The sequence below is a fragment of the Peribacillus tepidiphilus genome, from assembly GCF_009466385.1.
Taxonomy (GTDB): Bacteria; Bacillota; Bacilli; order Bacillales; family DSM-1321; genus Bacillus_BN; species Bacillus_BN tepidiphilus.
This window is the reverse complement of sequence record NZ_WIAQ01000005.1, coordinates 70,835-96,685: the sequence shown is the minus strand read 5'-3', so window position 1 is coordinate 96,685 and position 25,851 is coordinate 70,835. Positions and strand designations below refer to the sequence as shown.

The window sequence follows — 25,851 nt, the reverse complement described above, 5'->3', positions numbered from 1 at the left end:
GGTCAGAAATACCGCCGTGTCATACTGAATCATCACTTAACTTATAACTAAAGTATGGGGTTAAACAGCCTCGTTTTTCTCAATCCCAAGCTGTAGTTCATACATATTATAGTATTTGCCTTTCTTCGCCATGAGCTCTTCATGATTTCCACGCTCCACAATTCGCCCATTCTCTAAAACTAAAATCTGGTCTGCATTTTTAATAGTAGAGAGTCGATGAGCAATAATAAAGGTTGTTCTTCCTTTTTTTAGAACATCCATTGCCTCTTGAATAACAGCCTCTGTTTCTGTATCAATACTTGAAGTAGCTTCATCTAGAATTAATATAGCAGGATTGAAAGCCAAAGCCCTTGCAAAAGAAATCAGCTGCCTTTGACCTGAGGAAAGAGTGCTTCCTTTTTCAACTACTTCCGTGTCATAGCCTTTTTCAAGATGCCCTAGAACCCGGTCTGCTCCAACATCCTTCAAAGCCTTTTCTACAGCTTCTCTTGTAATTCTTTCATCATGTAAGCTCACATTTGATGCAATCGTACCGGTGAACAAGTAAGGGTCCTGCAATACAATCCCCATATGTTCCCGCAGAGTTTGATGGGGGATGGTTTTTATATCCATTCCGTCTACCAAAATTCTTCCTTCATTTGCATCATAAAATCTAAACAGAAGATTCATGATTGAGCTTTTTCCAGAACCGGTATGACCTACAAGCGCCACTGTTTCCCCGTGCTTAGCCGAAAACGTCAAATCTTTCAATATGAATTCGTTTTCCTTATAACCAAAAGACACATTTTGGAATTCAACATTTCCTTCATAACGCGGGATGTGCACTCGGCTCACATCCAATCCTTCCTTATCCAACAGTTCAAACACCCTTTCACCTGCCACCAAAGCCTGTTCCAAATTGGCAAACTGATTCACAATATTTTGGACCGGATGAAAGAGCCTGTTTAGATAATCAACAATTGCATAAAGCATACCGAGCGTGACTGCAGATTCTAAGTTCAAAGATAAATTTCCAAAATACCAGATAAATGCCACAAAGGCAATGTTCCTAATGAATCCGACCAAATTATGGGACGTTAAAGAATTCAGGCGAAGCATTTTATTTTGATAATCAAAATGCTCCTGATTCAGCTTTTCGAAAGAATCCTTCATTTCCTTTTCCCTGCCGAATGCTTGGATCATATTCATACCTTGAATACTCTCATTCATCATTCCATTGATGTCACTGACTCGGGACCGAATGACATGATTGTAGGTAGAAGCATATTTCCTGTAAACAATTGTCCAAATGACCAGAATAGGGATAAGTGTTAAGCACAGCAGGGCAAGCTTCACATTCAAAATCATAAGCGCAATATAAATCCCCACCATATAAATGATGCTTGAAAAGAAGTTAGCCAGTACCGTAACATACAGCTCCTTAATGGCTTCTGTATCATTTGTAATGCGCGCAACCACTTTCCCAGCAGGTAAATTATCAAAAAAACGAATTGGCAAGCGAGAAATCTGCCCGAATACATCATTACGCATTTTTTGGATAATTCGGTTTGCAGCTTTCTGTAAATAGTATTTCTGTCCATATTGGAATAGTGCAGAAATCACTAAGAGCCCGAAATATAACATGATTAACTGAACAATTTTCATCATCTCCGGCTTATAAAAACGTAATACTTCTTCATTTTCAAGGACAATCACATCAAAGGTACTGATTTCACCGTTTTCCTCAACCGTCAAAAGATCTCCGTTCAATTTTCTTTTGCCTTCAAAGGGCACATTTTCTGTTGTAAAAATAAAATCTAAACCGACCTGCAGGATGATTGCCTGCTCCCCTTTTTCTTCATTCTCCTCAAAATATTCCTCCCGTTTGTACCAGGTGCCCCCATAATAAACGGAATCTGGTCCTTTTTTCGTTTGGTACCATTTTGACTCAATTCCTAAAATATGAAAGTCGATAATCCGCTTTGCAACAAAAGGACCAGCCAAATCAGCGGCCACTCCAATGGTGAGCATCAAAAGGGCGGCAAAAATAATCGTTTTGTAGTGAATGGCATAGTGAAATAATCTTTTTCCTGCTTTCACGCGATCACCCCGCTTCCTTCCTCAATTTGCTGTCTTTCAAACTGCTCTTTATACCAGCCGTTATTCTCAAGCAACTGTTCATGCTTTCCTTCCTCAACGATACGACCTTCATCTAAAACAATAATCCAGTCTGCATGCTGAACAGCTGACAATCGATGAGTCGTAATCAAGGTGGTTTTTCCGAATCTTACATTCTGTATGTTTTTAATAATGTTTTTCTCCGTTTTTGCATCGACCGCTGATAATGAATCATCTAAAATTAAAATCTCAGGATCTCTTATTAATGCTCTTGCAATGGAAATTCTCTGCTTTTGTCCGCCAGATAGCGCGACGCCTTTTTCCCCAACGAGAGTTTCTAGCCGATCCGGAAGCATCTCCAAGTCCTTCTTGAAATCAGCGAGAGCAATGGCTTTTTCTAGCTCTTGCTCAGTCGCATCTGGCTTTCCGAATAAAATATTCTCTCTCACCGTTCTTGAGAAAAGGAATGGGTCTTGAGGGACATAACCAATCCAACCTCGAATCTCTTCAAGGGGAAGATTCTCAAGATGGACGTCACCGATTATTAGTTTTCCTTCACCAAGTGGATATTCCCTAAGCAACTGCTTGATGAAGGTCGTCTTACCGCTACCAGTCTTCCCAACAATCCCTAATGTCTCTCCTCTGTTGATCCTAACCTTAATATTCTGTAGGTTTTTACCTTTGGAGGGAGGATAAGAAAATGTGACATTATCGTAATCTATATAACTAGGCGTAACATCGACCGCAGCATCCCGCCCGTCCTGCACATCTGGTTTATATGACAGGGTCTCTTGGACTCGATCTAGAGAAGCGTTTCCTCGCTGCATAATATTAATCAGCTCGCCTATTGCAAACATCGGCCAAATCAGCATTCCTAAATACACATTAAAAGATACAAGCTCACCAAGCGTAATGGATTGTGCAAAAACCAGCTTAGCTCCGTATCCCAAACCGATCAAATAACTCATTCCTACTAACACCTTGATAGTAGGATCAAATAAAGAATCAATCTTGGCTACTTGAAGATTTTTTTTGTACACATCCTCGGTCATATCAGCAAATCGCTTCTCATCTAGCCTTTCCTGAACGTATGCCCGGATAACCCTTATCCCTGATACAGATTGGAGCACGCTGTCGTTCATTTCCCCGAATGCATTTTGAGCATCAGTAAATTGCTTATGGATTTTCTTTCCATATATATTTATTAATAACGCCATGACTGGCAGCGGCAAAATCGAAACAATTGTCAACTCCCAGCTGATAAAAAATCCCATTGTAAATAAAATCGCAAAAGTATATAGAATGGAATCTGCTAATGTTAAAATCCCGAATCCAGCAGTTGTGGAAATCGCTTTTAAATCGTTAGTAGCTCTCGCCATCAAATCTCCTGTGCGGTTCTTTTCAAAAAAAGTTGGCGTCATTTTCAGTAAATGTCCCATGAATTTCGAACGCATTTTTCTTTCTAGCAAAAACGCTCCACCAAACAGCTTATACATCCAGTGGTAGCATAGAATATAAAGTGATACTCCTGTTAACCCTAAATAAAGTAAATACATGAAAATTTTCTTTTTGTTCAGACTTCCATGATGAATTTCATCAATGGTCATCCCTACTAATTTAGGTGGAATCATATCCAAAACATTCACAACGGCTAATAAGCTTATGGCCACAGTATAACGAACCCAATTTTCTTTAAAAAACCATCCTAATTTCTTAAAAATTGAAAACAAACTAACTCCTCCTTCTTTTTATAGAAGTCCACATGTAAACTAGCCACTTTCTAGCTCCGCAATGCTTAATAACATGCACTTCGTTTTCTTATACATCTAACTTCCTCCTTCTGTCATTTTTATAGAAAAGGATATGAAATCCGATTTCCTAAAAGCGGTGATTCAGTCTTCTAATCCATCTAACGATAGCGGAGATCTGTTATTCCTTCTCACCTTTCCACCAAAAAAAGACACCTGCAGAATTTGCAAGTGCCTTCAACAAGGATGAGCCACTGATCCCGTTAAAATACAAAAGCGCATACTACAATTGTTTAGCAGCATGCACCTAATGGTTTAATCATTCATGTAAAATCTTAATTTTTAAACGGCAAGGTGGGCTGCATCATATGAAGTTTTAAAGATGTTTTTTCACGTTTTCTTCGAATCATAACAAGCCCTCCTGTTCTTTAATGGTTTATTGATAATTTTACTATTATCAACAAATTTATGTCAATTTAAAATTTTAAAATAATTTAACTAATTACCTCTTTAATGAAAACCGTTGTTTCCTTGGCAAGATTTATTTCTCACGTTATCTTTTGTATAGTCAAATTATCCAAAATACCCTTTTTATTAAAGTTTAACAAATTATTCAGATATAATAATAAACTGCCATAATTTAAAAAAACTAAAAAAAGCCCCTAACAAGGAGCTTTTCTTACAAATTACTACTCTACATAAACGGCAGTACCGTATGCAATAATTTCAGAAGTATTTTGCATGATAGCAGCGCTTTGAAGGCGCAAGCCAATAATCGCATTGGCACCCTTTGCTCGTGCATCCTCGACCATTCGACCGATGGCTGTTTGACGTGCTTCATCCATCATTTCCGTATATTCCTTTATTTCTCCGCCAACGATTGTTTTCAAACCAGCCAGCAAGTCCTTACCAATATGTTTGGAATGGACAGTGTTTCCTCTAACAAATCCTTTTAATTCTTTGATTTCCTTGCCAGGCACAAATTCAGTAGTCACTATAATCATTCTCTGCTTCCTCCTTTTTTTCTTTCCGTCTTTCTTTTATAAATAAAAACAGTAGTACCAATAATAAAGCAGCATAAACTAGGTATACCGTAATCGCCCATTTTACATCAATGAATAATAAAATGAGCCCGGCAAATTGTCCGACAATCGCCAAGATCAAAATCATTAATTTCAGCTGTTGCATACAGCAACTCCTTACGCAAATTATTCTTTTTTGGGATCCCTTACAAATAATAAGTAAATAAGGAGAGGCATTGGTGCTTGAATCAAGCCAAGAATTCCCCAAAGCCAATGGTTATGACCATGTTTCCTTGCATTAAAAAACAAGAAGAAGCTTTGTGCCAATAAAATGATAGCTACTATGGGGAGCAAGACAATTTCTTCTTCACTCATGTTTTAGTCACCCGCTGCTTCAAATAATGTGCAAGATAGCAAAGGGAAATGCCTATTCCAAAAATCATTTGAATCAATCCGAAAAAGACAGGAACTTGATACAAGGTAATCATCAAAATAGAGAGAATGAATAAAGAGATAAACGAAAACAGGTAAAAATCTCGTTTATATTTTTTCTTTACCATTCGCTGCTGTAAAAGTACTTGTTCTTCAAACCATTTCAAATGAGGAGTGAAAACATCATAAGCCTGTTCAATCTTCTCAAGACTACCGTTTATTTCTGTTACCGTTTCTTCATAATGACTGATATTGCGATTGGCGGTTTTCTCTTCTTTCATCTAGCTTCAACTCCTTTCTGATCACCTGAATGCCATTGTGTATTCTTGATTTGACCGTACCGGAATGAATCCCTAGAATTTTACCGATTTCCTCATAGGAATAACCATAATAGTGTTTTAAAATAATAGGAATCCTTACATCATTCGTTAACTTTCCTAGTGCTTCTAGACAATCATTCCAATCTTCATTCCTCGACTCTAGAGTCCATTTCATTTTTCTCATATGCTGCTCATTGATCTGCCAGTTTTGTTCCCTTTTCTTTTTCCTTGTTTGATCAATGTACAGATTGGTGGCGATTTGGATGAGCCATGTAGAAAACTTTGCTTTTCCATTATACAATCCGATCTTTTCAACACATTTGGCCATCGTTTCCTGTGACAATTCTTCAGCAAGTTCAGGGCTAAATGTTATCTTAATCAAATATTTTACCAGCATGGGATAATTTTGCTGAAACAACATGGCAAATGCCACATGATCTCCTTTTGCTGCCCTGCTAACCAGCTCCTTTTCTTCCATCCAAAAGTCCTCTCTTTCTCACCCTGAAAGCTTCATTTATTTGACGTAGATCTATAAAAATCGTTCATTTATTTTTTCATTTTTTTATATCCCGCTTAGATGCTACTACATGAACTTGACAGATTTAGCTTATGTATGAAACGAAACGAATATGATCTTTAGGAGGAATCATCAAATGGTGGGGCATTGTACCGTTTCTCTTTTCTAATATCTTACAATTATTACGGAATTATAGAAACAGAATTTTTTGAAGGGCTATTTATAAAAAAAGAAAAGCAATTAAGGATGGTTATTCTTTATCTGCCTGCTTTGGATATGACTAAACTTGCCCTAAAAAATAACAAACAGCCCTGGTCTTCCCAATCGAGCAGGGCTGTTTCATTTTGTTGTTTAGAAATCTTAGGCCGTTTTTCTTACCAATACATTGGCAGCAGACGTATAAAGCAGGCTAACAACAATTGCGGATAGGATAAAGCTAGGAAGCATGTAGGTTCCATTATAAATCAAAGAAAAAACAGCAACCGGCTGGCCCTCTGGTGCTCCAGATCCAAAGAACACAATACCTGAGACAAAATGACAAAGAAATCTTAATAAACTGCCTATAAACATCGCGCCTGTACCAATCCAAATCGCTTTTTTCTTTTCTCCTGCTTTTACGTTTTGCTGAATACTGTGAACAAATAACCCAGACAGACCAACAACAGAAAAGGCTAAGAAATAATCAATAAACCCTTGTACAGGGTGTCCAATCCACGCTTGACCTGAAACGACCTGTAGAAGGCCGAGTAAAAAACCAGTCGCCACTCCGCCTTTTATCCCCCACCTAAATGCCATTAAGAAAACTGGAACCATCGCAATGGAAACAGAACCTCCCTGAGGCCAAATACGTGAAAAAATAAATCCCGATACTAAATCCAATAGCAATGCCAATGCTGAAAATACAGCCACTTCAACCAAAAATAACGTATTGTTTTTCATCTTCATCTTCATCTCCCTTTCTCCACAAGAGAAAGTTGTTCTGATTTGAACATCATGCAAACATAGAAATTGTCGCAAGACCTTCCACACCAGCACTGCCATGAAAAGCAAAAAAGCAATGGCAGGCATGGTAATGGAGCCCGTCATTGCTTAATCCATCAACCACATCCCTACGCTAGCATTAACTAACAGGTTCAAAGGGTCAGAACTTATAGCTCACTCTCAGCCAAACGGCTCCCCTTGTGGAAATTCATTCATTTACACAATCTATTATACTACAACATTCATATTATTCAATGTAGAAGAATTTTTTCCTTCATGCAATGATAAAAATCTTTCCTTGATACAAAATCTTTAACTGCTAACAATAACTATGTAAAAACCCAAGTTAGATGGATAAAGGGCACAATTTTTCTATAGACCCACTTAAATTGTATCTGCTATTTTAATAAAGCAAGAATTTTTGTAAGGAGAAAATCCAATATGACAGAATACAATTCAACCACTCTTGCCCAAAGAGGAGCCTGGATTAGCATCGCTGCCTATATAGTATTATCCGTTGTCAAACTTGTAGTAGGCTTCATCGGAAACTCGGAAGGTCTTTGGGCTGACGGTTTAAATAATACGACAGATATCATCGCTTCTGTAGCGGTTTTAATCGGATTAAAAATATCTAATAAACCTCCGGACGACGATCATCCGTACGGGCACTCCAGAGCCCAAACAGTTGCTTCACTAATTGCCGCTTTTATCATGATGACTGTTGGAATTCAAGTCATCTATAATTCTGTAGCTTTCTTTCTTGAAAAAGAAACGATCATACCAAATAAACTGACTGCAATTGTCGCGTTACTATCCGCAGTCTTTATGTTTCTTGTTTACCGATACAATCTAACACTAAGCAAAAAAACGAAAAACTCTTCCCTTTTCGCTGTTGCGCAGGATAACCGCTCGGATGCATTGGTCAGTATCGGTGCTTTTATTGGGATCATAGGAACTTATATAGGACTTGCGTGGCTTGACGTAGCTGCTGCATTTGTTGTCGGATTTATCATTTGTAAGACGGCATGGGAAATCTTTTCTGAAGCTTCACATACCCTGACAGACGGATTTGATGAGGAACAGCTAAATGAAATAAAGAAAACGATTGATTCAACTAAAGGGGTCATTAAAACAACAGACATTAAAGCAAGGATGCACGGAAATCAAATCCTGCTTGAAACAACCATTCTTGTTAATAAAGATTTGAATGTAGTAGAAAGTCATGAAATTTCCGATACAGTAGAGAATAATTTAAAAAATAAGCATCATATCCACTATGCCATTGTCCACGTGGAACCTTTTGAAAACGTAGAACAAAAGTAAATCGTTTCCAACCAATCTCTCAAAATGCTCTCATGAAGGAATCTCCAAATGAAGCATGTAAAAAGCTCAGTCATCTATTGGTATTTAGCACCAAATAAGATGACTGAGCAATTCATGTAAATTTTGCAGCCCCATCCACCATAGTTTTCAGTTACTCCTGCTCTTCTATTATTTTCCATTATTTGTGTTGAAAAAAGGATTTTTCATAATGTCTGCCAAGCTGTTTTTCATATATATATCACATAGAGATCATCAAGCGAGGTGATTTGCAAAGTGAAGGTTATCAAAATTTGCTCTGCTTGCAAAGGGAGGGGCTATCATCCTTTCTTGGTCTTTTTAAAGAGAAAATGTAGAGTCTGTCACGGAACCGGAAAAAAAACTCGTACGATTTCAGAACGAAAAAAGTGGATAAAATGACAACCACCTTCTGAATTTTATTTGCCGTTATATTTTTTCACCGTTGTAATCGGAGGGTTCTTTCTCTTTTTCCAAACAAAATATAAGACGACACCACTAACTACTACAAGAATTAACGGCATGATATATGGAGCAGCAACATCTTTAATGCCTGTCCAATTTTCACCCAGAACCATCCCAAGATATAGAAAGAAGATTGTCCAAGGTATGACAGCAGCTACAGTATAAAATGTAAATTTCCAAGCGGACATTTTGGCAATTCCAGCCGGGATGGAAATCGCGTGTCTTACTACCGGGATGAATCTTGCACTAAAAATGACGCCGGCCCCATATTTTTCAAACCATTGCTCTGCTATGTCAATGTGGCTCTTCTTGATCAGAACATATTTTCCATATCGCTCTAAGAAAGGTCTTCCCCCGTAATAACCTGCCCAATAAAGGAATAATTGCGCTAAGGTCCCACCGATTACACCTGCAATAACAGCTCCAATAAAGCTGATTTTTCCAGATGAAATCATGAATCCTCCATAACCGAGGACGATTTCGCTCGGTATAACCTCAATCATCAATCCGATTGCAATTCCTAAATAACCTAAATCGGATAAGAAAGTCAAAATCTCAATAAAGAAATCCTTCATAGTAAACTCCTTTGTCTATCATTTAATAACCGTACAAATCCTTTACTATTATACATGAATTGATCATAAAATAACAAAAAGACACACCATACAAGTATGTCTTTTATTATAGGTAAATTTATAATGGGGTGATTTAAATCTAATCAAATTCCACTTCATTTGGTTTATTATGATAGATTTGCTTCGGAGTTAGAGGATTATTACGACCGCTCCAAGAAGCTAAAGACGGATCAGCCATTAAGACATTGAAGAAAACTTCATGTCTTGATTTTGTTTTTTCGATTTTAATGCCTTTTTTTTGAAACTTTTGAATCAGATCTGTAATCATTTCTCTCACCCCATCATTTATTTCAGATTCAGAAATTATTGATTTGTAACATAAAATTCAAGATGCTTATGGTCGTGCAAATCGCCCTTCACTACATGCACTTGAACAAAATAAGTATTGGCTTCTTTGAAAGGAATCGTACCGACGTACGTGCCAGCATCTGTTTCTTTAGCTTGGATGTATTCGTGCCTCTTTGCACCTTTTGTCCAAACTTCAAACTGAACAGATCCATTCATTAAAGCCTTTCCTTCGTTTTTCACTAAAACTGACACTTCATTTTCTCCAGCCTTCACGTTATTAGATGATAGTAATTCAATTTCAATATGTGAATGATGATGAGAATGAGTATGTTGTTCTGATTGTTCTTCTTCAACATTCTCCAATGATTCTTCTTTTCCTTCATGGACCACTAAATTTTTTTCCGGCATTGCATGCATGTTTGAAGCAGTAACGTGTGCACTCACTTCATATGTACCCCCTTTTGGAAACGTATGCTCTACCTTATAGAAACCGTCCTTTTCTAGGACACCTTCCTGTCTCTCCTTATATGTACCTTCTTTGTCCCTCATTTCAAAAAGTACTTCTGAAGCATCGTCTACAAATTGATCCCCTTTTTTTACCATAACGCCTATTTTTACAGGTTCATTTACTTTGGCTTCATTAGGTAATTGCAGCTCTGCTGTTAACATAGCTGGTTGTTCTTCTTTATTTCCGTCACTTTTTTTCCCTTCTTCTTGTGATTTCCCACAACCTGAAAGTAAAAGCAGAATAATGGTAAGCAGTATAAACATTTTTTTCATAATCTTTTCGATCCTTCCTTTATATGTATATGCTATTTATCCCTCATTAACGGGCAGTAAGTCCCCCACTAATGGAAGTTTCACTTTCTCATGTTACCCTATAATTGTGAAAAAATCGTGAACTAGAACATTTTTTTCGAAAAGAAACAGAACGTATTTTTCCAATATTTTTTTTAAAATCAAAAATGTTATATAATTCCTTTAAAAACCGTGACTATTGAGAATGATTTTCCCATATAAATGTAATAAACTTTGGATCCATCTCGCATAGTGAGTTTGACTGAGAGTTCAAGTTTTTCTATAATTATTTTTATCTTAACAACGTACAGAGGTGATGTAATTGGGGCTGTAAAAATAAGGTAATATGAACTGTGTCCATTCGAGAATCCTAACTTTATAGTTTCATAATATAACCCATCTCAAATGGACTGTTGACCCTTTTGCCTCTGGTTTATATTTAAACAAATGAGAACATAACAAAATGCAAGAAAATGAAAATTTGATTTTTAATCCTTGGGAGGTGACTCCTTTCTCGCGAAATGGCGGGATAAGGAAGACTATTTGGACATATTAAACTTGGTTATTGTAGCCATTTTAATTGCTTTAACGGCTTTTTTCGTAGCCGCAGAGTTTGCGATTGTGAAGGTAAGGAGCTCTAGAATCGATCAGTTGATTGAAGAAGGTAAAAGTGGGGCAGTATCAGCAAGAATTGTAACGACTAACCTCGATGAATATTTATCAGCCTGTCAGCTTGGTATTACCATTACTGCTTTAGGTCTTGGTTGGCTTGGTGAATCGACAGTTGAAGGATTGCTTCATCCTCTTTTCGAGGAATTCAACATTCCCTCTTCTGTTTCCCAGATTCTAAGTTTTGGCATTGCTTTTGCTATCATTACTTTTATTCATGTAGTGGTGGGTGAACTGGCACCTAAGACGTTAGCCATACAAAAAGCTGAAAAAGTTACTCTTCTTACTGCTAAGCCTTTAATTTTATTTTATAAAATATTGTATCCGTTCATATGGGTCCTTAATAACTCAGCAAGAATGGTAATTAGAATGTTCGGTTTAAAACCAGCATCTGAACATGAGCTTGCCCATTCGGAGGAAGAACTTCGCATAATACTCTCTGAAAGCTATAAAAGTGGAGAAATAAACCAGTCCGAATTTAAATATGTAAATAAGATTTTTGAATTTGATGACCGAATTGCTAAAGAAATCATGGTTCCTCGTACAGAAATTGTAACCTTATCAAAAAATGATACGATGGAAACGTTCCTTTCAATTGTTAAAGAGGAAAAATTTACTCGCTATCCGATCATAGACGGTGATAAAGACCATGTGATCGGGATGATTAACGTTAAAGAGCTATTCACGGATATGCTCACGGTTAAAAACTTTGCCGCTTTGCCGATTGAGCCTTATATACGACCGATTATTCGAATAATTGATACAGTTCCAATCCATGACTTGCTCTTAAAAATGCAAAAAGAACGAATCCATATGGCCATTCTGATGGATGAGTACGGTGGTACTTCAGGTTTAGTTACAGTTGAAGATATATTAGAGGAAATTGTCGGTGAAATCCGCGATGAGTTTGACCTCGATGAAGTGGCAGAGATCCGGAAAATTAAAGACAATCATTATATTATTGATGCTAAGGTTCTCATTAGCCAGGTCAATGACCTTCTTGGAACGGAAATTGACGATGAGGATATCGATACAATTGGTGGTTGGATCTTGACAGAAAACTATGAAGCAAAACAAGGCGATGTCATTACCCACGGGCCTTATTGCTTCAAAATTAAAGATATGGAAGAACACCATATCCGCTATGTGGAAGTAACCAAATTAGCTGAAGAATTTTCAGAAACGAAAGCACTTCCAATAACAGAAAAAACAGAAATTGTTTCTTAAACACTAAGCCCTGCTCGATTTGGAGCAGGGCTTTTTAGACCTTATTTAAACTCCACTAGGATTTTTTCATTTAGCTGAATGATAAAACATTGCCGGGTTTATACTAAGAAATATAATGAATTGTAAAAATTAGTAGACTGAATTATTTGCAGCAACCAGAAGGAGTGAGGATTTTGAAATACATAGAAATATGTCAAGAATGCAAAGGGAAAGGAAAAGTCTCTTTTCTACAGTTTTTTTCTCGTGCTTGCCCACAATGCAGCGGCAAAGGAAGAAAGGTTTCGAACGTTCAAACTCATAAATTTTAAAACGTAAAAAAACAATCTTGTCAGTGAGACTAGATTGTTTTTTTCGTTTTGTTTACTTAACAAAAGTGAGATGAGTTTGTTCATTGCTTTTACATGATCACTCGATTAACCTTGATGACCCCTGATTTTTTAAGCGCTTCATAAACGATCACAAGGGCTGGGCCTATAAATAATCCAGCAAAGCCAAGGATTTTAAATCCAAGGTACAAGCTTACCAAAGCTGCCAGAGGGCTTAGGCCCATGTTTGCTGATAAAACCTTTGGCTCTACAATCCTTCTGACAACCGTAATAACGAAGAAGAGTGCAATCAAACCAATCCCAAGATTTTGATTCCCTTGAAAAATGGCAACTACTGCCCACGGAACAAGCACGGAGCCGGTCCCCAAAATAGGTAAAATATCTACCACAACAATTAATAAGGACAGTAATAGTGTGTATGGAACACGTAATAGTAATAATCCGCAATACGCCATCATAAAAGTAATGATACTTAAAACCACTTGAGCTTTAATGAAACCCAACCCTGCCTTTATTAAATCACTATAGACAATAGATAGTTTTTCGTAGGTTTTCTCTTGAAACAAACCTTTTACTTTTTTCTTAATATTTGGTAGCTCTAAGCTAATTAAGAAAAGCGCAATTAAGTAAATCAAGAGTTCAATCATAAACCCCGGTAATACTGTGACAAGCTGCAACAGACGCTCAATCAAGTCTCGGAAGAATATTTCTAATGAAGAAATTCCTTTCTCCATCATATCCTCGATTGACTGTATAACATCTTTCGGAAGATTTTGGGAATAGGTTTCCCATTTCCGAATCGTCGGAAGAATGACTGTATAGTAAATATTCTTGATAAAGCCCGGTAAAGTCTCAGACAACGTGATGATTTGCTGGATTATGACAGAAACAAACAAATATAGGACGGTACAGAGTCCCCCTATATACAAAAGAAAGCTAATTAACACCGACAGAGATCTTTTAATCGTAAATTTCTTTTGTAAAAATACAACGAGACCTTCCAATAATAAAGCCGATAGAAATGCTAGAATTAAAGTCCATGAATAAGGCAGCAGCCAAAATATGAACAATACGATAACAAGTCTTAACAACCAACGCAGAAGCATATCTTTAATTCCCTTCTACTTTATGCATTCAATTAGCCCGCTAGCACATCCTCTGACGGATAGCCGATTCGCTCCTTGTGAGGTTTAGCTAATGTAAACACCAATGTCAACGGACCAATCTTACCAAGAAACATCATAAAAATCAAAATGACCTTTCCTACCCATGTTAACTCATAAGTCAGACCCATAGAAAGACCGACCGTTCCAAATGCTGATAAAACTTCAAACAATATGACGACAAAATTTGCTTTCTCGCTAATTGTCATTATAAATACTGCCAAAAACACAAACAAGAAACTCATTGTTGAAATGGAAAGAGATTTATGAACAATTTCAGTGGAAATCATTCGTTTTCTCACCACAAGCTTCTCATTACCCTTTAAATAGGTAATCACTGAAAAGACAATGACTAAAAAAGTTGTAAGCTTAATACCTCCGCCTGTAGAAGCACTTCCTGCCCCAATAAACATCAACAGACACATGAAAAATGCAGTTGCATCTTCAATTTGTGTGATATCGATCGTATTAAATCCTGCCGTTCTCGGGCTAACTGCCTGAAAATAAGAAGCCCAGAATTGATCCAGTCCTGAAAGTCCTCCAATTGTGGCAGGATTATCTTTTTCTAATAGAAATATGACGATCATGGCAACTACATTCAGAATAAATGTTCCAATAATCATTAATTTAGAGTGAAGAGAAAGCTTTCGAAAACTTGGCTTCGTCCATAAATCAACCAATACAGTAAAGCCTATTCCACCTATAATAAATAAAAGGGTTATGACAATATTGATTACAGGATTACCTACGTATCTCATAAGATTATCGGGAAGTAATCCGAATCCTGCATTATTGAAGGCTGAAATGGAATGGAATAAACTGAAATACAAACCCTTTCCCCATCCGAATTCAGGAACCCATACTGTAGCCAGGCAGATCATAGCAATTCCTTCAATTAAAAAGGCAAAAATGAAAAGCTGTTTAACTAGACGAATGACCCCGCCAAGAGATGTTTGATTCAGAGATTGCTGGATTAGAATCCTCTCTTTAAAACCGATTTTTTTCCCTAACATGATAAAAACCAAAACAGCAAAGGACATAATACCTAATCCACCTAATTGAATCCAAATCATGATGACAACTTCACCAAATGTCGTATAAACTGTCCCTGTGTCAAATACAACCAGTCCGGTGACGGTCATGGCAGACGTAATCGTAAAAAGAGCATCAAGCACCCCAATCGGCTTAGTAGTAGCAATAGGGAGTTTCAGCAATAAGGTCCCAATTACCAAGAAAAATAAATATAGTAAAACCAATATTTGTGGAGGGCTTAAATTCACCTGCTTGAATCTCATACTATCTCCTCATTTAAATATGTGATGTAAAAATTATAATCCTGTTACAAAAGAATGCAATCTATTTTTACTAAAAATAAAAAATTAAAGCTTCTTCAATCAGAAGGAAAATCTTATAGAGAGTAGAATGGCTCCTAATAGTTCAATTACTGCCGAGAATATTATGATTCTCTTGGTCAGTCGGGCAACTCCTTGTATTGAAATGTAATTTAAGGACTCTTGAAGAAGGAGCCGCTCTTTCAGGATCCAATAATCGTTTTTTTCTATTCATACAAACTTTCCCCCTTCATTTTTTTAAACCATCAGATAGCCTATACTGAGTATTTTCTTTTTAGGATGACAGCATGTTTTTTTATCGAACAAATCATTACTGAAACCCGTAAGAAAATATTGTCATATAAATCGTTCAGCTTCATGCTGATAGTATTTCTTATAAAGAAAGTTCTATTCTAAAAGGAAGCGGGAAGGTAATAGGAATATACCGATTGGAGTGTAGACCTATTTTTGTTTGCAAGCTTCTAGACTTTTTAAAAAATAGGAATGTGGTGGAATGATTTTGAATTGCGGACACGATTTGGAAATCTGCAGATTACAGTAATTATGGTGACATTAAGAAAATTTGTTCCATCAAAAAAAGCTAATCGAAAACTCGCTTCGATTAGCTTTTTGCTTACATTTCTGTAGACCTTGTTAACTCACGTAAGCTTGGGAATTTCTCAGGGGTATCACAAAGCATCAGCTTAAAGCTGCCTTTTGAAGTGTAGACCGTAACGACATAGCTTGTATCAGATCCAGTAATCTCAACTTTTTCCTTAAATTGTTGTGGCTTCATTTCTAATTCGATCCCGATATTGGACATATTCACAAGGAAGATTCCATTATGCAAATTTAAAAATTCGCTCACAGAAGCTGCAGCCAGTTCATCCATCTCTGTTAGTTCTTCTTCAGCGTAGGCTGAAGCCATGGCTAAAAATGTTTTTTCACCTGCAGCAATCGCAGTGTAAAGTGGTTTTTCACCGGTAATTTCTTGAGAAACATAGTACTCAGCTTCTAATACACCTTTTAATGGAGAGATTTCAAAGTGTAGTTGACCATCAATAAAACGAATCATATTTTTCGCAAATAAAGACAAATAATCGGTAAAGTATGTCTTTTGCTCTTCGGAAGAAACTGTGAGTAAGCTATCAACCAACGCTTCAATGTCCCCGCTCTTGATGGCTTCAAATTTTTCATCTGATAATCCGTATTCTTTTTTATATGTGGCCAAGGCCTGGGAAAAAGCATCAATTGTCATATATTTACGGTCAACAAGCGCCTGGGCAAGCTGAAGATGATGGTGCTTTTGCGTCGAAAGCATTTTTTCCACTTGTTCTTCTGTTAAGTAACCTAGTTCTACCGCTAATTCACCGAATCTTTTATCGACCTGCTTTTGTTTCTCATGAACAGCTTCCACTTGACTGCTTGTCATAAATCCTTCATTCACAGCTAAAACACCCAGCTTAACGTGAGTGGACTGTTGAAGTTCTAATGCATCCTTGAGTTGATCCGCATTAATTAAACCTCGGTTTAATAGGTAGTGACCGAAAAACTGACTAAACATTCATGCTCCCCTCTTTCTTCTCAAGCAAAAGCTTTTCAATGATCGCAGCAACCGCTTCTAAAGTGACAGGCTTTTGGATGAAATCAAAAGCACCGTGTTCAAGAGCTTTCTTTAAATGAGCCTGGGTACCCGCAGAGCTAGCCATGACTATCTTAATATTTTCATCAAATTCTTTAATTTCCTTTAAAGCCTCTATTCCGTCCTTGTCCGGCATTACAATATCCATAAAAACCAGATCCGGCTTATGCTCTTTAGCCATTTCGACAGCTACTGTTCCATTTTCCGCATCAAAAATTTCTTTGCACTTGCATTTTTCCAATGTGCCTCTTAACTTTTTGCGGATTAAGACAGAATCATCGCAAATTAACACCTTCAAGTTGTTTTCCAAGAGTATTCAGCCCCTATCTAAAATAAAGTACCAAAATAATCTATTCTATATGCCCTATTCATTCACCTTCAAAAAATGTGCCGTTAGACCTATTTTTTATAATTTTGTAACAATTTACTCTTGAATGATTTTTATATGCTCCACAATTTCCTCATATGGCACATCTTTTTCTCCTTTGTAGTACCGAACGATCTTTCCTTCCTGATCCACCAAATAAAAATAAGTGGCATGACCAACCTGATTATTTCCCTCTTCTTTTTCTACAATGGCTTTAAAACTGTTTCGTACCATACGAATGATTTCTTCTTGGGAATAACCTGTTAAGAACGTCCAGTTGGATAAATCATCAGTGAATTTTTTTCCGTATTCTTTTAACCTGTCAGGCGTATCTACTTCAGGATCTACAGAAAAAGAAACAAAATGAACATCTAATTTTTCCTTTTCAACCAGCTCTTTTAGCTTCGCCATATTTGCTGTCATTGGCGGACAAACAGTCGAGCAATTCGTAAAAATAAAATCTGCTACCCATACCTTTCCTCTCAAATGAGCTAAAGAGAATTTCTCACCATCTTGATCCGTATAGGTAAAATCCTCTACTTCCCAATTCAGTCTATTTGGGATTTCCTTAGAGCATCCCGCCGATGCAAATAAAATGAAAACCATACAAAACAACGAAATGATGATTCTTCTTTTCATTTCCAATCCCCTTTTTTTCTGTTCTCCTCATGTGTACATTCATAACGTAAAAAAAACATATCTAGGTTGCAATGGATAAAATGGAAATTTTTAATAATAAAAAAGAGCTTTCACACAATTGTCATCATTGTAGAAAGCTCTACTCTTTATCCTTTAATACTTGTATAATCAACAGCATAATAAATGAAATGGCAATCATCATCGCAACCCATAGCCATGCAGTTCGGGTATGTCCCGACTCAAAAGCAATATACACAGCTGTCGGAATCGTTTGGGTCTTCCCGGGAATATTACCGGCAAACATCAAAGTTGCCCCAAATTCCCCCATCGCCCGCGCAAAGCTTAATATAAATCCGGTCATGATGAACCGCAAAGACAATGGTAAGGTAATATAGAAAAATACTTTTCCTTCATTTCCCCCATCGACCCTACCAGCATCTTCAATATCTTTATCTATGGATTGGAAGCCTGCTTTAGCCGATTGATACATTAGCGGAAATGCAACGACTGTAGAAGCTATAACAGCAGCTCCCATTGTGAACATGATTGGCTGATTAAAGATCCATGTGAATAATTTGCCCACAGGGCTGTTATGACCAAAAATTATAATTAAAAGAAAACCTACGACAGAAGGTGGCAACACAAGCGGAAGCAAAAAAAGGATTTCCAAAAAGATTTTTTTCCCTTTATCGTTCCTCATCCACTTTGCAGCTAAAATACCGAGAACGAGCACCAAGACGGAGGAAATACATGCTATCTTTACAGACAGAATAACAGGTGACCAAAATTCATTCATCATTCTCTTCCTACATCCGTGAAACCGTGTTTTCTAAAAATATGTCTCGCTGCATCCGTTGTTAAAAATTCCAGGAATCTTTTGGCCTCTTCATATTGAAATGAATGTTTAAACACTCCTCCTGTATAAAGGATTTTAGAGTATAAATGATGATCGATAGGTACTGTTTCTAGTTCTTTTTTAATTGAAACCAAGTCGGACTTATACACAAAGCCTGCGTCCACATTGCCGGATTCTACTAAGGACAATACATGCTTGACGTCCTTTGCGAAAATCAACTTCGATTTCAGTTCTTCCCACATATGTTCGTTTTCAAGTACTTCTTTTGCATATCTTCCTGCTGGCACCGTTTCAGGGGTTCCGATTGAGATCCTTTGGAGCCTTTGAATTTCACGTAAGTTCTTAACCTTATGAGATGGTGAAGCTACAAGTATTAACTCATTTGACACCAGCTTTTTAAAGTCCTCTTTCTTTATAGAACCCTCTTCAATAAGAACCTCCACATGCTTTTCATCTGCAGCCATAAAAACATCAACTGGAGCTCCCTGCTTGATTTGCTGCTTGAGTACCCCGCTCGAGCCAAAGTTAAAGGATAGTGAAACTTCTGGATGCAGCTTCTGGTATTCCTTGCTGATTTCTTTCATGGCATCTGTCATACTTGCAGCAGCAGAAACCGTAAGATGAACTTTTTCTTCTTTTTGACAGCCGAACAAAAGAAGAGAAGAAGCGAGTAGAAACGAAATAGCGATAATGTTTTTTAATCCATTTTTACATAGATCGATCGAAATCAAAAAACCGTGAAGTATCCTTTGAAATTGCATCTTCTTTTTCCCTTTCAAAAACGAATTATGCCAATGTTATTTTATCAAAAAATCTAAGCATAATTTGAAACCTTTTAATCATAAGAGCGTAATATTAGACGACACTGGCAATTTAACAATATAATGTTAGTAAAACCATCACGTAACAGTTAGGAGGTAACTTAAATGGGGCTGATGTTTTCAAAATCAGTGAATTAGCTGAAAGAGCTAATGTCACAAAGAGAACGATCGACTATTATACGCAACTCGGTTTATTAAAACCGAAACGTTCTACTTCTAATTATCGTTATTATGATCTGTCCGATTTGGAGAGATTACAATTCATTGAACAATGTAAAAGAAAGCACATGTCACTCGATGAAATAAAAAGATTGATCAAAGAACAAGAGAATGAATGGATTTCAGAAGAGCTGGAAAAAAAACTAAGAGATATTAATGTGGACATCCAAACGATTTTAAATAATTGGGAAAATCTTGATGATCGGCAAAAACTTCTCATTAAATCCAAGCTCTCTGCAGATAGCCTTTCTTTAATTCAATCATTAATTATGATGCTTTTATAAATAAGGGGGAACTTTACATGCTTTTTCATCCAATGGATTTTCTCATCTTTATTGCATTGGGTATATCAATTTGGGCACAATTTAGAGTAAAAGGAACATTTCATAAATGGGCGGAAGTCCCTACAAGAACTGGTTTGACAGGAGCTGAAACTGCCCGCAAAATTCTTGATGAAAACGGACTGCACCATGTACCGGTAGAGGTCGTTCCAGGTATGCTTTCCGATCACTATGACCCAACAAATAAAGTGGTCCGATTATCTGAACCGGTCTATTACGGTCGCTCGATCGCATCCATATCGGTAGCAGCTCACGAAGTTGGCCACGCCATTCAGCATCAGCAATCATATGGAGCTTTAGTACTTCGCCACAAGCTTGTACCTGTGGCTAACATCGCATCCGGTATCGCTCCATTTTTATTTATCGGAGGACTCCTGCTCTCCCAGCTGTCCTTAATTGGCCTTGGAATTATCTTTTTCTCTGCAGCCGTACTTTTTCAATTGGTAACATTGCCGGTTGAATTCAACGCCAGCAGCCGCGCGAGAGAATTGATGATCTCACAAGGTATTCTATATAACGATGAAGAGCATGGGGTAAAAAAAGTATTGAATGCAGCGGCTCTCACTTATGTTGCAGCAGCTTTAATTTCATTATTTGAACTCATTAAGTTTGTCATGATCTTTGTACAGGGTAATGAAGAGGAATAAAATCTTCTATTACCTTGATATACAGGAGGTGTACACCTTACTTTTGTAAGGTACTTCATTGGAAATAATAAATCTGATTTTAGTCGCATTATTGATTGCAATGACTGCATTCTTTGTCGCTGCAGAGTTTGCCATCGTTAAAATACGGACTTCGAGGATTGACCAATTAATTTCAGAGGGCAACAAAAACGCTGTAGCTGCAAAAAAAGTGATCTCCTCGCTAGATGAATATCTTTCTGCCTGTCAACTTGGTATCACAATCACTGCTTTAGGGCTTGGTTGGTTGGGTGAGCCTACAGTTGAAAGCTTGCTTCATCCTATTTTTGAAAGCTGGGAGATTAACGAATCCCTTGGTGAGATCCTGTCTTTCGCCATTGCTTTTTCTTCGATTACGTTTTTACATGTCGTCATTGGTGAGTTGGCTCCGAAAACACTAGCGATTCAAAAAGCGGAAACCATCACCTTGCTTTTTTCTAAACCACTTATTTTATTTTATCGAATTATGTATCCCTTTATTTGGGCACTGAACGGATCTGCCAGACTTGTGACAGGAGTATTGGGTCTAAAACCTGCATCCGAACATGAATTAGCTCATTCAGAGGAAGAATTACGAATCATCCTTTCGGAAAGCTTGAAAAGCGGTGAAATCAACCAATCCGAATATAAATATGTCAATAAGATTTTTGAGTTTGATGAAAGAATCGCAAAAGAAATCATGGTGCCCCGCACTGAAATTGTCACTGTCCCTGTGAGTGCAACGATTAAGGAAGTCATGGATATTGTACTCAAAGAAAGATATACACGCTATCCTGTAGTGGACGGAGACAAGGACAATGTAGTAGGTATGATTAACATCAAGGAAGTGTTGACTGCCGTTATTCAGAATGATTTTAATATGGATGTTCCTGTCTCTAACTTCGTTCATCCTGTTGTCCAGGTAATTGAAACAATCCCGATTCATGATTTACTTGTAAAACTGCAAAAGGAACATTCTCACCTTGCACTTCTTTTTGATGAATATGGTGGTACGGCTGGTCTTGTGACGGTTGAGGACATCATTGAGGAAATCGTGGGCGACATCCGCGACGAATTTGATATTGATGAACTGCCTGATATTAGAAAAATTGGGGACAATCATTACATTTTCAATGCAAAAGTGCTGATTGAGGATGTCAATGATTTACTAGGTATTGACTTAATGGAAGAGGACGTCGATACCATCGGCGGCTGGTTCCTCACTCATAAATATGATGTCCAGCTAGGGGATGAAATCGAAGAAGACGGTTATGTATTCAAAATTAAGGAAATCGACGGCCAGCATATCTTATATATAGAAGTGAAAAAATTAGAGAATGCTACGATCGAAGAAGAAACAGAAGAAGTTCTGTAAAACACATACCACACGACATCATAGTCGTGTGGTCAGACTGTTGACAAACGCTCGCATTCGTCGTCACGAACCCTGCTCCGGTGCTCATTACCGTCTAGGGTAACTCCGCTCCTCGCACGGGTTCGTTCCTCGACTGACAAGCGTTTTCAATCAGTCTGAATGTGTGAGAAATATATTTTTCTACAACAAAACCACACGACATCCTAGTCGTGTGGTTTTGTTGTATTACAGCTTTTTCATCTACTCGCACGAGAATTTGTTCAATCGTTTGGATGACTCACTCGGACTTTTCGATCGTTCGAGCAAATGTTTATTATCTTCTTTTTTCTCCATACTAATAAAAAACCTAATAATCTTTGCGACCATCGCATCTATTCAAAAGGTTATACTTTTAAAGAAAGCAGGAATTGATGTGTTAGTGTACAATATTAAGTCAAAAGATATAAAAAAATTAGATTCATTTTATATTCCAAGCAACGATGAAGTCATGTGGTTTCATCTTGACGTCCATAATTCCAAGGATCAGCTCAAGAAAATTTTTGAAGAGATTGCTATTCATCCTGCTGCTAAAGAGAATTTTAACCTCTTTAATGATATACCAAAAATGAATCTTTATGAAAACGAAGCTGTCATTTCTCTTTTCAGTATTGATGAGGAAGATTACACCCCAATTCGATTAAATATGTTAGCCACAAGGAATATGGTCATCACATATGAAGAGCAGCTTGACTTGGATTTACTCAAGGTGCTTCCGAAAAAATTTATGGAAAATCCTCATTTTATGTCTTCACCCGGACATATTTTGTTCCGTATTATTGAAAATATTTCAATCAGTTTTTTAGAAAGCATCGACAAAATCGCGGATGAGATTCAAGCTTTAGAAAAAAGCGTCTTCATTGATCCTTTTGAAAACAAAATCGGGAAATCCGTATATCGGTGGAAAGTAATGCTGCATGAGCTTCGTCAAATTGTGGAACCCCAGGAGGGCTTATTGAAACAAATTGGAAAAGCAGATTTTCCCTATATCAACGAGGATGCAGGCTTTTACTTTCAGGATTTACAAAGCAACTATGCAAGGATTGTAGCAGCCTATGATACCTTTAAGGATAGCTTGTCTAATATTTTCAATCTCCAAATATCCTTAAAATCTGACCATACGAATGCTATTATGAAAACATTGACTTTAGTCAGTGTGATTTTTATCCCAATGACGTTTATTGCTGGAGTGTATGGGATGAATTTTGAGTGGATGCCGGAGTTAAAATGGAGGTGGGGATATTTTTATGCCCTTATTTTGATGTTCGGAATTGGAGGAGGCATCACTTTGTATTTCAGGATAAAGGGGTGGTGGGGAACAAAAAAGGATCGTTCCTAGCCGGAATCAGAACCGCTCATGGACAATCTCTTTTCTGAAATATAGCTTGCAGCCATTTTTGGCAATCGTTTATTTTATACGGAATATCTCCCCATTCTTTTTTCCAAATGGTCTTCAAAGCGACTTTAGCGCTAATTCATATGAAACTACGTCTGAAAAACCAAGCTGAATGGCTGCAAATATTGCCGTGATCAATACGGAAGCCCAACCCGCAGTATAAGCAAAAACCGTACGATTTAAGTCGAAAATAGTTTTTTACTATTCTAAATTTACAATCTTCTTTAATAGTAGTATCTTAATAAGAAACAAACTTTAGGGAGAATACCCATGAAAAATCGCTTACATTACGGTTGGATTATTGTGATTGTTGCCTTTATCGCGCTTTTGACTGGAGCCGGAATTAGATCCACCCCTTCTGTTCTAATGGTTCCTCTTGAAGGTGAATTTGGCTGGAGCCGCTCAGTTATGAGTCTGACACTTGGAATTAATTTAGTATTATACGGTCTAATCGGACCTTTCGCTGCAGCATTAATGAACAAATACGGGGTTCGAAAAATCATATCCTCTGCTTTTTTACTTTTGGCAATTGGTATTTTCCTTACAACCTTTATAACGTCTCCTTGGCAAATGCATATTTTCTGGGGAGTTTTTGTTGGAGTCGGAAGCGGATGTACAGTAGTTTTGAGTACAATTGTTGCAAATAAATGGTTCGTAAAGCGCAGAGGATTAGTCGTAGGCATTTTGACAGCTAGCGGGGCAACTGGTCAACTCATCTTCCTTCCTTTTTTATCACATACCATTGATCGCATTGGCTGGAAAAACAGTATCTCGATTATTTCAGCTGCTGCCTTCTTCGTATTTCTTTTGTCAGCGATATTGTTACGAAATTCACCTTCCGAAAAAGGATTGTCGCCTTACGGTGGAGAGCTTGAAAAGGATGTTCCAACAACGGGGCTACCGAATTCTTCTTTTTCACAAGTTTTCATCGCCTTAAAAGATGCAAGCCGTTCTAAAGATTTCTGGCTGCTAGGCATAAGTTTTTTCATTTGCGGTTTATCCACCAATGGGCTAATCGGTTCCCATTTCATTCCCGCTTGTATTGATTTCGGCTTTACGCCAACGCTTGCAGCCGGGATGCTCGCAACGATCGGAATCTTTGATATCATCGGAACGGTTCTCTCTGGTTGGCTGTCAGATCGTTTTAATAACCGTTGGCTGTTATTTTGGTACTATTCATTAAGAGGACTATCTCTTCTATTCCTGCCGTGGGCCTTTTTATCAGGCTATATTGGACTTTGGGGCTTTATCATTTTTTACGGGTTGGATTGGGTTGCTACAGTTCCGCCGACAGTGAAACTCACAACTGATCTTTTCGGAAAGGAACGTGCTGGTATATTGTTTGGCTGGATCATGGGCTTTCACCAAATGGGAGCCGCACTTGCAGCTTTCGGAAGTGGATTGATCCGCTCCTCTTTCGATAGCTATTCCATTGCGTTCATGATTGCCGGAGCCCTTTGTGTTGTAGGATCCGGGCTAGTTTTAAAAATCAATACAACGCCTGCCGAAAATTATGAAAAAATGATTAGTTAATAAGGACTTAACCTTCTTGAACCCGCAATCTCCAAAAAAGAATAATGTTGCTGTCTAAATAGCCCTTATGAAGAAAATAAATTTTTCTCTTGATATTTTTTGGTATTTTCTTACTACATGTACAGGATATTGGTCGTTAGGACCAAGATATCGGTCGTCGGGAACAGGATATCGGTCGTCAGAACCTAGATATCGGTCGTCAGAACCTAGATATCGGTCGTCAGGACCAGGATATCGGTCGTCAGAACCAGATATCGGTCGTCGGGAACAGGATATCGGTCGTAGGGACCAAAGGTGATTTTTTTGTATTCAAAAAAGACTGTCCCATAAGCCAGTTATACCGACTTATGGGACAGCCCAATAGATTTTAGCAAAATATTTATTTCAGACATTTAGACTGCATGAAACGCTTATCAGTCTGGGGTGACTCTCTTGACCGCTTCACCAATTCAGAAAGGCACCTAACCTTTTAACATTTATTCGATGTGCAGTTTTTTTGGATCGCGCACGCTGCACATTTGCCTTTCTTCTGTTTTGCTACTGATTTCCACAAAGCATACCCTGCATAGCCGAACACAGCACTTCCAATTAAAATATTAATCAGCAT

The 25,851-nt window shown here is 37.6% G+C and carries 27 protein-coding genes, 1 pseudogene and 1 riboswitch; of the genes and pseudogenes, 8 read left to right on the top strand and 20 right to left on the bottom strand.

Features of this window, described 5'->3' with window-relative positions; all coding sequences use genetic code 11:
• Nucleotides 1–60 precede the first annotated feature (60 nt).
• The 8 genes from GD441_RS05380 to thiT form a co-directional block, all read right to left on the bottom strand.
• Nucleotides 61–2,079, bottom strand: coding sequence for an ABC transporter ATP-binding protein (locus GD441_RS05380; protein ID WP_153124500.1), 2,019 nt, complete (start codon nt 2,077–2,079; stop codon nt 61–63).
• On the bottom strand, nt 2,076–3,827 hold the full coding sequence (locus GD441_RS05375) for an ABC transporter ATP-binding protein (protein ID WP_153124498.1): 1,752 nt from the start codon (nt 3,825–3,827) through the stop codon (nt 2,076–2,078). Before GD441_RS05375 ends, GD441_RS05380 begins: the two co-directional genes overlap by 4 nt.
• 707 nt (nt 3,828–4,534) lie before the next feature.
• Nucleotides 4,535–4,849 (bottom strand): YbjQ family protein, encoded by a 315-nt coding sequence (locus GD441_RS05370; protein WP_153124496.1) that lies wholly within the window; start codon nt 4,847–4,849, stop codon nt 4,535–4,537.
• Nucleotides 4,830–5,033, bottom strand: a complete 204-nt coding sequence (locus GD441_RS05365) for a hypothetical protein (protein ID WP_153124494.1) — start codon at nt 5,031–5,033, stop codon at nt 4,830–4,832. The genes GD441_RS05370 and GD441_RS05365 overlap by 20 nt, the downstream gene beginning before the upstream one ends.
• Before the next feature lie 20 nt (nt 5,034–5,053).
• Nucleotides 5,054–5,242, bottom strand: coding sequence for a sigma-Y antisigma factor component (locus GD441_RS05360; protein ID WP_153124492.1), 189 nt, complete (start codon nt 5,240–5,242; stop codon nt 5,054–5,056).
• Nucleotides 5,239–5,580 carry a YxlC family protein gene (locus GD441_RS05355; RefSeq protein WP_153124490.1) on the bottom strand — a complete coding sequence of 114 codons (342 nt, stop codon included), beginning with the start codon at nt 5,578–5,580 and terminating at the stop codon, nt 5,239–5,241. Before GD441_RS05355 ends, GD441_RS05360 begins: the two co-directional genes overlap by 4 nt.
• Complete coding sequence (gene sigY, locus GD441_RS05350; protein WP_153124488.1) at nt 5,537–6,097, bottom strand: RNA polymerase sigma factor SigY; 561 nt, start codon at nt 6,095–6,097, stop codon at nt 5,537–5,539. Before sigY ends, GD441_RS05355 begins: the two co-directional genes overlap by 44 nt.
• 399 nt (nt 6,098–6,496) lie before the next feature.
• Nucleotides 6,497–7,087, bottom strand: a complete 591-nt coding sequence (thiT, locus tag GD441_RS05345; protein WP_338091695.1) for an energy-coupled thiamine transporter ThiT — start codon at nt 7,085–7,087, stop codon at nt 6,497–6,499.
• 138 nt (nt 7,088–7,225) lie between these two features.
• A riboswitch (TPP riboswitch) is annotated at nt 7,226–7,326 on the bottom strand.
• 232 nt (nt 7,327–7,558) lie between these two features.
• On the opposite strand from thiT, the gene GD441_RS05340 reads away from it, so the two are divergent.
• Nucleotides 7,559–8,440 (top strand): cation diffusion facilitator family transporter, encoded by an 882-nt coding sequence (locus GD441_RS05340; protein WP_153124486.1) that lies wholly within the window; start codon nt 7,559–7,561, stop codon nt 8,438–8,440.
• Nucleotides 8,441–8,874: 434 nt separating this feature from the next.
• Here GD441_RS05340 and uptA read toward each other — a convergent pair whose 3' ends face one another.
• From uptA to GD441_RS05325, 3 genes are all read right to left on the bottom strand, one after another.
• Nucleotides 8,875–9,495 (bottom strand): undecaprenyl phosphate transporter UptA, encoded by a 621-nt coding sequence (gene uptA / locus GD441_RS05335; protein WP_153124484.1) that lies wholly within the window; start codon nt 9,493–9,495, stop codon nt 8,875–8,877.
• A 139-nt stretch (nt 9,496–9,634) separates the two neighbouring features.
• Complete coding sequence (locus GD441_RS05330) at nt 9,635–9,823, bottom strand: Lmo0850 family protein (RefSeq protein ID WP_153124482.1); 189 nt, start codon at nt 9,821–9,823, stop codon at nt 9,635–9,637.
• A gap of 35 nt (nt 9,824–9,858) precedes the next feature.
• Nucleotides 9,859–10,623 (bottom strand): FixH family protein, encoded by a 765-nt coding sequence (locus GD441_RS05325; RefSeq protein ID WP_153124480.1) that lies wholly within the window; start codon nt 10,621–10,623, stop codon nt 9,859–9,861.
• A gap of 561 nt (nt 10,624–11,184) precedes the next feature.
• Here GD441_RS05325 and GD441_RS05320 point away from each other — a divergent pair.
• Nucleotides 11,185–12,537 carry a hemolysin family protein gene (locus GD441_RS05320; protein ID WP_153124479.1) on the top strand — a complete coding sequence of 451 codons (1,353 nt, stop codon included), beginning with the start codon at nt 11,185–11,187 and terminating at the stop codon, nt 12,535–12,537.
• Nucleotides 12,538–12,934: 397 nt separating this feature from the next.
• On the opposite strand, the gene ytvI is transcribed toward GD441_RS05320, so the two are convergent.
• The 8 genes and pseudogenes from ytvI to modA form a co-directional block, all read right to left on the bottom strand.
• Complete coding sequence (ytvI, locus tag GD441_RS05315) at nt 12,935–13,969, bottom strand: sporulation integral membrane protein YtvI (protein WP_153124477.1); 1,035 nt, start codon at nt 13,967–13,969, stop codon at nt 12,935–12,937.
• Between the two features lie 32 nt (nt 13,970–14,001).
• On the bottom strand, nt 14,002–15,321 hold the full coding sequence (locus GD441_RS05310) for a TrkH family potassium uptake protein (protein ID WP_153124475.1): 1,320 nt from the start codon (nt 15,319–15,321) through the stop codon (nt 14,002–14,004).
• Between the two features lie 102 nt (nt 15,322–15,423).
• Nucleotides 15,424–15,564: pseudogene (locus GD441_RS17100) on the bottom strand (Trk family potassium uptake protein); the annotation flags it as partial.
• A gap of 427 nt (nt 15,565–15,991) precedes the next feature.
• Nucleotides 15,992–16,921, bottom strand: a complete 930-nt coding sequence (locus GD441_RS05305; RefSeq protein WP_153124473.1) for a cyclic di-GMP-binding domain-containing protein, MshE-related — start codon at nt 16,919–16,921, stop codon at nt 15,992–15,994.
• Nucleotides 16,914–17,309 carry a response regulator gene (locus GD441_RS05300; RefSeq protein ID WP_153124471.1) on the bottom strand — a complete coding sequence of 132 codons (396 nt, stop codon included), beginning with the start codon at nt 17,307–17,309 and terminating at the stop codon, nt 16,914–16,916. Before GD441_RS05300 ends, GD441_RS05305 begins: the two co-directional genes overlap by 8 nt.
• 114 nt (nt 17,310–17,423) lie before the next feature.
• Nucleotides 17,424–18,005, bottom strand: coding sequence for an SCO family protein (locus tag GD441_RS05295; RefSeq protein WP_153124469.1), 582 nt, complete (start codon nt 18,003–18,005; stop codon nt 17,424–17,426).
• A 139-nt stretch (nt 18,006–18,144) separates the two neighbouring features.
• Nucleotides 18,145–18,804, bottom strand: coding sequence for a molybdate ABC transporter permease subunit (modB, locus tag GD441_RS05290; protein WP_153124467.1), 660 nt, complete (start codon nt 18,802–18,804; stop codon nt 18,145–18,147).
• A complete protein-coding gene (modA, locus tag GD441_RS05285) occupies nt 18,801–19,622 on the bottom strand; it encodes a molybdate ABC transporter substrate-binding protein (RefSeq protein ID WP_153124464.1) in 822 nt (273 codons plus the stop codon). The genes modB and modA overlap by 4 nt, the downstream gene beginning before the upstream one ends.
• Before the next feature lie 185 nt (nt 19,623–19,807).
• On the opposite strand from modA, the gene GD441_RS05280 reads away from it, so the two are divergent.
• The 6 genes from GD441_RS05280 to GD441_RS05255 all read left to right on the top strand — a co-directional run bounded on the left by GD441_RS05280 (nt 19,808) and on the right by GD441_RS05255 (nt 25,542).
• Nucleotides 19,808–20,185 (top strand): MerR family transcriptional regulator, encoded by a 378-nt coding sequence (locus tag GD441_RS05280; RefSeq protein ID WP_153124462.1) that lies wholly within the window; start codon nt 19,808–19,810, stop codon nt 20,183–20,185.
• A 17-nt stretch (nt 20,186–20,202) separates the two neighbouring features.
• Complete coding sequence (locus GD441_RS05275) at nt 20,203–20,889, top strand: zinc metallopeptidase (RefSeq protein WP_153124460.1); 687 nt, start codon at nt 20,203–20,205, stop codon at nt 20,887–20,889.
• 58 nt (nt 20,890–20,947) lie between these two features.
• Complete coding sequence (locus GD441_RS05270) at nt 20,948–22,279, top strand: hemolysin family protein (protein WP_153124458.1); 1,332 nt, start codon at nt 20,948–20,950, stop codon at nt 22,277–22,279.
• A 412-nt stretch (nt 22,280–22,691) separates the two neighbouring features.
• On the top strand, nt 22,692–23,654 hold the full coding sequence (locus GD441_RS05265) for a magnesium transporter CorA family protein (RefSeq protein WP_153124456.1): 963 nt from the start codon (nt 22,692–22,694) through the stop codon (nt 23,652–23,654).
• A 327-nt stretch (nt 23,655–23,981) separates the two neighbouring features.
• Nucleotides 23,982–25,244, top strand: a complete 1,263-nt coding sequence (locus GD441_RS05260) for an MFS transporter (protein ID WP_153124454.1) — start codon at nt 23,982–23,984, stop codon at nt 25,242–25,244.
• A 67-nt stretch (nt 25,245–25,311) separates the two neighbouring features.
• Nucleotides 25,312–25,542: a hypothetical protein gene (locus GD441_RS05255; protein ID WP_153124452.1), complete on the top strand. Its 231-nt coding sequence runs from the start codon at nt 25,312–25,314 to the stop codon at nt 25,540–25,542.
• Nucleotides 25,543–25,713: 171 nt separating this feature from the next.
• Here the strand turns inward: GD441_RS05255 and GD441_RS05250 are convergent, their stop codons facing one another.
• On the bottom strand, nt 25,714–25,851 hold the full coding sequence (locus GD441_RS05250) for a FeoB-associated Cys-rich membrane protein (protein ID WP_153124450.1): 138 nt from the start codon (nt 25,849–25,851) through the stop codon (nt 25,714–25,716).